This window comes from Alkalibacterium iburiense (genome assembly GCF_039521845.1).
Classification (GTDB): Bacteria; Bacillota; Bacilli; order Lactobacillales; family Carnobacteriaceae_A; genus Alkalibacterium; species Alkalibacterium iburiense.
Genome location: NZ_BAAACW010000033.1, coordinates 1 through 9061, shown reverse-complemented (window position 1 = coordinate 9061; position 9061 = coordinate 1). Strand labels below are relative to the sequence as shown.

Here is a 9061-nt window from a genome sequence, read left to right as displayed (position 1 = left end):
TACTCCCACTTATGTTAATCAGAGGAAGTATTTCTCTTTTTTTCTTGTTTTTTCATAAAACTTTTTACACTACCCCAATTGGTCTACCACACGTTTGGTAATATTCCATTCCTTTTGTTTCTCTTTTAAATACTCTTTCCCATCTGCCGTGATACGGTAATACGTCCGCTTCTTTCCTTGGGTGACATCTCCCGGGTAGGCTTCGATGTACCCATTCTTTTTTAAACGCGTAAAAGCTGAGTACAAGGTCGTTTCTTTTATCGCATACAAGCCATCCGTTCGGTCTTTTATCTCCTTAGAAAGTGCATAGCCATAAGAATCCCCTTCATTTAAAAGGGAGAGCAGGAACGTATCGTTGTATCCTCTTATGGTATCTGAACTGATCATACACTCCCTCCTTTTTACTCCGACTGTCGTTGTACTTAGTATAGCATAGTCAGATATAGATTACTACGACTGATGAAGTAAATAGTAAAAAATCAGACTAAAGACCGATAGGCCCTTAATCTGATTTATTTTTAATCGATATCTCTTCGCTTAAATCCTATAATTCCACCACTCGCCATTCCCACAGCTATGAGGGTGAGCACCAGGGCACTTCCCCAGCTGAAATTTTCAATGGGGTATTCCGGCACTGCTTCGTAAGCCGAAAGCAGCCTGAGCCAATCAGGTAAATTGAACAGTTCTCCGAAATACAAAACGAAAAAGGCAAAGCCCAAGTAAAGCCAAACAAGTGAGGTTTGTTTAGGTAGCCAACCGATTAATAATACAGCTAGTCCACATACCACCCAGATGGCAGGTAAATAGCTGAGCCCTGCAATTAACGGATCAGATAAGGGGATGTCAAAATCCATAGCTACTGCTCCGCTAGCGAAAGCAGCCATCTGCATGATTTGCATCCAAAAGCTTGTCAGTAAACTGAGCAGAAGAAAGGAACCTAAGACACGCCATCGACTCCGTGTTCCTGCTAGAACATGTTCCAGACGGTTCTTCTTTTCTTCTCTTCTGATTCTTATGATTGACTGCACAACAGGAATGGTAGCTGCTAAAGACAGAACACCAATGATGACAACCATGAACTGTTCACTCATGTTTGTAGTGGAGTCGGCACCTAGGACCTGTTCAACAATTTCATTTCCCTGAATAATAGCCTCTACATCTCCTATGACCGATCCGTAAGTGACTCCTAAAAGAATTAAGGATACTGTCCAGACAATAAAGGGTGTTCTAAACAAACGGAAAGCAAAGCCCAAAGGTGTTTTCAATAAAGCAGACGCTTTGTTTTTACCCGCTCGGTCTGGTAAGAGTCCAGACCCTAAGTCTCTTTTCTGCTTCAAATATAAAGATAATAAAACTAAAACGAATGTGATGCCTACTCCAACAAACACAGGCCACCAATAATTAGAGACAAAGGGCTCTGTACTGTAAAGTAAGCCTAATGGAGAAATCCAGCTTAATGCTTCAACTCCTCCGTCTCCTATAATACGTAAGATATAAGCTAACCCTAATAGACCGAAGGATAAAGTCTGTGTTCCACGGGCACTAGACGATAATTGAGCCGTCACTAATGTGAGCGTTCCAAAAATAAGACCGATTAATCCATAGATGATTCCTGTGAGCACGGCTCCTTCAACAGTGATACTGGCCTCTCCGAAAGCCGATAAAACTACTGTAGAACCTATTCCTGCCACCCCATTGACTAAAAACAGGAGGAGCAATGTCGAGGCTGTATGGGCTAGTCTTCCTGTAGGGAGGGCCTGAAGCATTTCAACTAAGCCTTCTTCCTCTTCTGCACGTGTGTTTCTAACGACTAGCAAAATGGACTGAATGGAAAATAAGACCAATGTCATAATCGTCATCATATGAGAATACATGGCTCCAATGGTGTAGTTGTCTGAGCCGATCATTCTGCCGAATAGGGCTTCCATTGCCGGATTGCTCATAGCCATGGCCATAGCTTGTCTTTCTGCCGGATCAAAATAGATTTCGACGAAGGCAAAAATACCTATGAAAACAAAGAGTAAACATCCCAATACCCAAAGGAGCAGTTTTACCCACTCTTTTTTGAGTGAGAAAGCAAATAAACGACCGGTTTGTTTGAATGCTTGACTAGTCATTTATGAGTCACCTTCCCTCTCATAATGACGCATAAATAAGTCTTCTAATTTAGGAGGCGCACTTTCAAGTTTTACCACAGTATAAGGACGAATAAACTGCAAAAAGTCATCCATATAATCGCTGTCCAACTGGAAGACATACGCACCCTCTTCCTCTTTCACGTGGTGAGCCCAAGGCTGATCCTTTAATGTCGGAACGGCTTCTTTCGTTTCGACTGTTAAAAGGGTTCGTGTCAAGTGTCTCAAATCTGCGAGATTTCCTTCTTCGACAATTTCTCCTTGTCTAATAATAGCCACTTTATCACAGATTTGTTCAACCTCAGATAAAATATGACTAGATAACAAAACACTGGCTCCTTTTGCTTTCACTTCCTGAACGTATTCCTGAAAGATACGTTCCTGCAAGGGATCCAATCCGGAAGTGGGTTCGTCGAAGATATAGACGTCTGCATCGGCCGCAAAAGCAGCAATTAAAGCGACTTTTTGTCGATTCCCTTTCGAGTAGGCCTGACACTTTTTAGTGGGATCAAATTCAAACCGCTTAATGAGTTCAGCCTTTCGTTCTTTATTGACTTTTTTTCCTCTCATACTTAAAAATAAGTCGATAACTTCCCCACCCGTTAACTGAGGCCATAAATTGACATCTCCTGGAACATAAGCCACTCTTTCGTGAATAGATACGGCATCCTCCCAGACATCCTGATTAAACATCGTCGCTTTTCCACTATCGGCCTGTATTAAGCCTAGCAATATACGAATCGTTGTCGACTTCCCTGCCCCGTTCGGACCGATAAAGCCAACGACTTCCCCTTTGTTGACTTGAAACGTGACGTCTTTTAATGCCTTTGTTTTCCCGAATCTTTTCTTTAGTTGCTTCATTTCGATTACCGCTTCCACTCTTATTCCTCCTCTTCCTTTTTATAATAAATTTTTTTCAGTGTTTCTAAATACCCATAAAACTCATCGAAATAAGGACGCATGTCCTCGTTGTTCATCGTTTCAAAATTCAGCTGCTTCATTTGCGCTTCTAATTCCTGTCGGTACCCTTCTACTGTCCACCTGATAAAATTTAGGGACGTTTCCTGAGGGATATCTTCTCTCAATTTAGAAAAATCAATGTTATAGGTTAAAACGGTCGCCCATTTTTTTTCTGCAATTTTTCTTTTTTCATTCAATTCAACAGATAGGACCGTTTCATCTGCGTGCATAAAAACATAAGCTAGAAATTTTAAAGCGTGTGAATGAATGTGGTAAACCGCCCACTTCAATTCAGTTGTTTGCTTAATGCGTTCAAAAAAATCTGTTTCTTCAAAATTAATTTTGTCCAAATACTCTTCTTGGGCGATGTCAAAAGCCTTTTCTACTAGATAATGAAAGAGCGTTTGCTTAGATTTGAAATAGTAAAACAAGGTGCCCTTTCCAATACCTGCCTCTTTTGCTATCTGGTTCGTAGAGGCCTGTTCATAGCCTTTTTCACAAAACTCAACGAAAGCGGCATCCAGTACCTTTGCTTGTTTGTCTTCCGGTAGGCGTTCAAATGTTTCACTCATAGCTGTCCTCCTTCCCCATAGTCATAAATATAAAATTGACCACCCTGGTCGATAAGTTAAGTTTACCTTATCTGACCAGGGTGGTCAATAACTATTTTTGCATTATAGACTTCTTTTTTCAGAGACTCTTTCCATTAAGTTCAATCCTATTCCCATGAAAAAAACACTCATTAATAAGAGAATGACAATCGGTTCCCCCAACTCGGATAAAGGGTATTCTTGAAGTATAGCTCCTCTTAACCCTTCCATACCATATTTAATCGGCATTAGTCTGGATAAGAACCTTAGAACTGAGTTACTGACAATTTCAACTGGCCAAAAAGCCCCACCGATCATAGCCATACCAGTCGCTACGATGGGAATAATGACATTTAATTGCTGAGGTGTTTCAATGATGCCCATAATGAGTATCCCCAGAGAAACAATGGATAACACAAAGCAACTCGCTACGACTAACATAGGAATATAATTATTCCCTAGGTTTAATCCCATGAATACCTGGAGAATGGTAAAGGTAAGGATAATCTGTCCAATTCCTACTAACCAGTAATGAAGCAATTGTCCGAGATAAATCTGTGTCTTGCTGATTGGAGAAAAAATCAGCCTGTTCCATGTGCCTTTGTTTTTTTCTTCAATCATGTTCATCATTAAGAATAAAACGGAATAGATGGTGAAGTATAAGGACATACCTGTTAAGATATGGATGCTATTGACTTGATTGGAGGAGGCTGTCTCAGTCTGAGCATCGATATTTACAGTTAAAAACTCCTCTAAGTCAAATACTTCGTTTCCTTCACTTTCTCTTACTTCCTGTAAGAGTTGCTCATTAGTAAATAAGCGATCCACATATTGAATAATAGGCGAGACTTCCGTTTCCTCTCTGGCTATAAGGAAGCGGTAATTGTCTTCATTTAGTTCCAAAGCAAATGGCGTTTCGTTCATACGTAAGGCTTCATAGACTGACTCATAGTCTGTTTCTACAAAATCATACGTGTCCTCTTCATTTAATCGATCAATCCAAGTCGTTAATTCTTCGCTCGATAATTCCTCACTATAGGTATTGACTACGATGCTGCTACTGCCCTGCATACCGCCCATTAAATAGACAAACACCAGGCTAAGTCCTAGAAACAGAAGGACAAGAACGGGTTCTTTAAACAGTCTCTGCCACTGTAGTTTAAATATTGTCCACATTTAATCCAGCCTCCTTTTAGGAAAAATAAAGACACTTGAAATGAGGAGTATAACTCCCAAACTGCTCACTCTTAGGATCAGAGGCCAGATTTCCTGTAGAGAAAATCCTTGCAGTAACTGAAGATAAGTCGTCATGACGGCCCCGTTAGGCGTCCAGTTTCCTAAACTCCTTAAGGTATCGGAAAAAGAGTCTACTGGTATGAAACTTCCTCCAATGAGAGCGAAAAGAGTCACCACAATCCCACTGAAAAAGCTGGAAGTCGTTACACTGTTTGAGTAAAGTGAAATGGAGGTCAATAAACTGGCGATGGTTCCTACTACAAAGGAGTACAGTAGTGTGACAAGCCCTGCAACCATCCAAAACGTCCCACTTCTCCCATCGAATGTTCCAAATACACTATTACTTAAACCAAATAACACAGCCAGTTGTATAAAAGTGATGCCCATACTGGATAGAAGTTTGCTTATAAGATAAGTCATAGGCTTGCTCCCGGCTATCATTAATCGTCCAAAAACGTGATCTTCTTTTTCTTTGAATGCTCTACTGGCTATTGTTGGCGCCGTATATAAAGCAAACATGACTCCCATTCCAATGGTGTAATATTGAAAAGCTGAAATAGGTTCTTCTGCCGATAAAGAAACCACTTCTCCGTAGTTTTGAGAACGAGAAAGAAGGTCATTTTCTTGTCCCTGATTGGCCATAGCGAGAGACACTTCAAGATTATAATTATCTACAAATGAAGTCACAATGCTTCTCATAATATCTGAATAGACGTGATTGAATTCAATGAGCTCTAAGTCGAGTGCGCTGGTATCTTCTTCACCTAAGAATAGGTTTCTCCAAAGAGTCAGTGAAAATTCATTTGGAATAACAAACAAGCCTTCAATGTCATTTTGTCCCAATGCCTCTTCCGCTTCTTCACGTGTACTAAATTCTTCAATCATCAACCATTCCTGGATGTCCTCACTCATAATTAGGGATTGAAAGGCTTCACTTGGATTGATGTCTTCTGCCATTTTTAAAATGCCGTCAATCTCTGTTGAAGGGACTCCGTTTTCCTCTAAATAACCTGCAAAGCTTTCTAATTCCTCTTCCAGATTCGTCTCATTGACATAACCAACTGGAAAGGGATCAATACGAAAGCTGTTCTGTGTCAACCCACCTAAAGCAAAACCAAGTATGGAAATCAAAATAAAAGGCATGAGCAGAAGCTCAATCAATTCTGATTTATTACGAGCTAACACGGTTAGGTCTTTCTTGATTAAATTAAACATGTTCTCTCTCCTCTTAGTCTCGTAATGTTCTTCCAGTTAAATGCAGAAACACATCTTCTAATGTAGGTGTCTGAACGTAGACTCCCGTTATTTTTGTTTTCACTTCTTTTGCCATTTCAAAGAGGTCCCCCAATAAGTCATCCCCTTTAGCTGTAATGACTTTATAGCCTTTTTCTTCTTCCACCACTCTCTGCACTACTGGATGTGATTCTAATTTCTCTTTCAATTCGCTACTTAATGCGTCTGTTTCAATTTGTATACTTTCCTCATTAGATAACATACTTTTCAGCTCTTCATTTGTACCAGAAGCGATGATATCGCCGTGATCCATAATGTATACTCGGTCGCACAATTTTTCTACTTCTTCCATATAATGACTCGTATACAGAATGGTCATATTGTTTTCCTTATTTAATCTCCTAATCATTTCCAGAATATAATTTCTGGACTGGGGGTCAATCCCTACAGTCGGTTCATCCATAATGAGTATGTCTGGTTCGTGCATCAACGTGACACCAATATTGATGCGTCTTTTCATACCGCCGGAGTATGTTTCCACCCTATCTTTTTGTCTGTCTGTTAACCCTATGATATCTATGACATATTGAATGCGTTCTTCCAACTCTTTCCCTGACAGACCGTAAATTCGGCCGAAAAATTTCATATTTTCATAGGCGGACAATTCTTCATACAGAGCTATTTCCTGGGGAACAACCCCTAGAACGGGACGTAGTAACTGAGTGTTTTTCAAAACATCTTCGCCTTTATACCTTACTTCTCCTGAACTAGGAGGCAGTAAAGTAGATATCATCGCTATTGTCGTTGACTTTCCAGCTCCATTAGGTCCAAGTAAGCCAACCGATTCCCCTTTTTCTAGATACAGAGAGACTTTATTAACAGCCACTTTTGATTTGAATGTTTTAGACAGGTTTCTTGTTTCCAACATATTTTTCTCCTCACTTTCCTTTTATTCATCCTAAGTATAAAAAAAGAGAGACAGCATCAACACTGTCTCTAGTCATAAAGAGGTATGACTTTAGTCACTAGTTAGTTTATGTTTTAAAGCATAGATGGCCAATTGGGTTCGATCCCTTAATTCTAACTTACTTAAAATGGTCGAAATATGGTTTTTAACGGTTCCCACAGACAAAAACAGTTCCGATGCTATTTCTTGATTATTTTTCCCTTCACCAATCAAGGCTAGGATGGCGACTTCTCTTTCAGTCAGGCTCTCGTTTAACGTCTGATGGGTGAGGGAATTCTGCTCCAAAAGAGAAGGCATGACTTTAGCTGCCACGTGGCCTTCAATCATTAATCCCCCTTCTAAGCATTGATTAATGGCCCGGATCAACTCTTCAGATTCTCCGTCTTTTAATAAGTAACCGTTGACTTTTGTCTTCAGGGCTTCTAAGGCGTACTCTTCATCATTAAAAGTCGTTAGGATTAAAATCTTCATTTTCGGCCATCGCTCTTTGATTAGGCGACTCGCTTCCAAACCAGTCATTTCGGGCATCCGGATATCCAATATAGCTAAATCAAAAGTGTGAGATTCACATAACTCAATCGCTTCTCTTCCATTACTCGCTTCACCGGTTACTTTTAAACGAGGATCTGTTTCAATCATCATCTTCAGGCCTTGTCTGACTAATACTTGATCTTCTGCTAATAATATACGAACCATGTCTCTTCCTCATTTCTATAAAATGCTTTATTCCACGCGTTCTAGTGGAAACTTCCCAATAACGGTGAATGCCTTGTCGGTTTGAAGCACCTCAAGAGAACCCCCTAATTCTTCCAAGCGGTTTCTCATATTGGAAAGGCCAAACCCTTCTTTTATGACTCTTTTCTGAGTCATTGCATGACTGACTTTAAACTGAACGATGCGATTACCCAACAGCGAAAATTCGATCGTCGCTTTTTTTGTCTCACTGTGTCGCATCATATTCGTCAATGACTCTTGAATGCCTCTATACATCGTTGCTGATTGCTCATTGGTCAGTCTCATGTTTAAAATTCCTGATTGGACTATAAAATTAATAGCCAAATGACTTTCGGCTTCTAATTTTTTGATGAGTTGAATAATCGCTTGAATGCCTGAGCGTTCATCTGATTTCATAGCATAAACAGCTTTTCTCGTATCTTTTAGACTCTTCTGGGCTAATGTTTTAAACTCTTGTATTTTCTCTTTTGTTTTTTCGTCTGTCGTTTGTACGCGAGCGGCTTCTAACTGCATGAGTAGAGCCGTTAAGCGGTGACCAACAGAATCATGCAACTCTCTGGCAATTTCATTCCGTTCTTCCTGTCGTATCATTTTTTCACCTGATAGGAGTTGTCGCTTCATCCGTCTATTTTCTCCTTCGATAGAATGATACTCCCTATCAAGCTTTCTTAAAAGGTGACGGCTGTTTGTTAATTCATACAGAATATAGGAGAAGAAGCTGCCTAGTATTAAAAATGTTATTGCAGACATCGGTGTATGTAAAAACAGAAGAGGGATAAATAAACTTAATACTCCATAAATAGAATAGATTAACGTTTCTTTTGATGTGGCTTCCGAACTTAAATGAACCAACAGTGCGAATAGAATGAACCAAGTAAAGGGATGATATAATTGCGTCCAAAACGTTAAGCAAATGAGGATCGGAAAGAGATAGAAAATGATTTTCTTCATCGTATCAGTCAATAAGGGTAGTAGAAAGAACAGGCTAAAAAATGTCAAACTGAATAGTAAGGAAGGCACAGTCACACCTTGGTTGATTAGTGAAAAAATCCAGCTCATTACTAAAAAAGAAAAAGGTACCCAAAAGTTTATCATCTGATCCACTCCCACAAATGCTTATTGATATAACTATATCATGATTATGGTGTCAAAACCCCATAATTTTAAGCACTTAATCAACTTGAAATGCTCAAAAGTATACAGTT

General features: G+C 39.7%; 9 protein-coding genes. All 9 read right to left on the bottom strand.

The features are described 5' to 3' along the window. Positions 1–69 precede the first annotated feature (69 nt). Positions 70–387, bottom strand: a complete 318-nt coding sequence (locus tag ABDZ53_RS02760) for a PadR family transcriptional regulator (protein ID WP_343753750.1) — start codon at positions 385–387, stop codon at positions 70–72. 131 nt (positions 388–518) lie between these two features. Continuing rightward, complete coding sequence (locus ABDZ53_RS02755) at positions 519–2117, bottom strand: ABC transporter permease (RefSeq protein WP_343753748.1); 1599 nt, start codon at positions 2115–2117, stop codon at positions 519–521. Then, complete coding sequence (locus tag ABDZ53_RS02750) at positions 2118–3014, bottom strand: ABC transporter ATP-binding protein (protein ID WP_343753746.1); 897 nt, start codon at positions 3012–3014, stop codon at positions 2118–2120. 2 nt (positions 3015–3016) lie between these two features. Further along, positions 3017–3667, bottom strand: coding sequence for a TetR/AcrR family transcriptional regulator (locus ABDZ53_RS02745; protein ID WP_343753744.1), 651 nt, complete (start codon positions 3665–3667; stop codon positions 3017–3019). A gap of 102 nt (positions 3668–3769) precedes the next feature. Next, on the bottom strand, positions 3770–4861 hold the full coding sequence (locus ABDZ53_RS02740) for an ABC transporter permease (RefSeq protein ID WP_343753742.1): 1092 nt from the start codon (positions 4859–4861) through the stop codon (positions 3770–3772). After that, positions 4862–6136 (bottom strand): ABC transporter permease, encoded by a 1275-nt coding sequence (locus ABDZ53_RS02735; protein ID WP_343753740.1) that lies wholly within the window; start codon positions 6134–6136, stop codon positions 4862–4864. It abuts the gene before it with no gap. Positions 6137–6149: 13 nt separating this feature from the next. Beyond that, entirely contained in the window at positions 6150–7082 is a 933-nt protein-coding gene (locus ABDZ53_RS02730) for an ABC transporter ATP-binding protein (RefSeq protein ID WP_343753738.1), read from the bottom strand. A 90-nt stretch (positions 7083–7172) separates the two neighbouring features. After that, on the bottom strand, positions 7173–7817 hold the full coding sequence (locus tag ABDZ53_RS02725; RefSeq protein WP_343753736.1) for a response regulator: 645 nt from the start codon (positions 7815–7817) through the stop codon (positions 7173–7175). Positions 7818–7844: 27 nt separating this feature from the next. After that, a complete protein-coding gene (locus ABDZ53_RS02720; protein WP_343753734.1) occupies positions 7845–8951 on the bottom strand; it encodes a sensor histidine kinase in 1107 nt (368 codons plus the stop codon). Positions 8952–9061: the final 110 nt, after the last annotated feature.

What these genes read in the sequence shown, in the direction of transcription:
- ABDZ53_RS02760 (WP_343753750.1), bottom strand. Translation starts at nt 387, where the DNA reads ATGATCAGTTCAGATACCATAAGAGGATACAACGATACGTTCCTGCTC.
- ABDZ53_RS02755 (WP_343753748.1), bottom strand. Translation starts at nt 2,117, where the DNA reads ATGACTAGTCAAGCATTCAAACAAACCGGTCGTTTATTTGCTTTCTCA.
- ABDZ53_RS02745 (WP_343753744.1), bottom strand. Translation starts at nt 3,667, where the DNA reads ATGAGTGAAACATTTGAACGCCTACCGGAAGACAAACAAGCAAAGGTA.
- ABDZ53_RS02740 (WP_343753742.1), bottom strand. Translation starts at nt 4,861, where the DNA reads ATGTGGACAATATTTAAACTACAGTGGCAGAGACTGTTTAAAGAACCC.
- ABDZ53_RS02735 (WP_343753740.1), bottom strand. Translation starts at nt 6,136, where the DNA reads ATGTTTAATTTAATCAAGAAAGACCTAACCGTGTTAGCTCGTAATAAA.
- ABDZ53_RS02730 (WP_343753738.1), bottom strand. Translation starts at nt 7,082, where the DNA reads ATGTTGGAAACAAGAAACCTGTCTAAAACATTCAAATCAAAAGTGGCT.
- ABDZ53_RS02725 (WP_343753736.1), bottom strand. Translation starts at nt 7,817, where the DNA reads ATGGTTCGTATATTATTAGCAGAAGATCAAGTATTAGTCAGACAAGGC.
- ABDZ53_RS02720 (WP_343753734.1), bottom strand. Translation starts at nt 8,951, where the DNA reads ATGATAAACTTTTGGGTACCTTTTTCTTTTTTAGTAATGAGCTGGATT.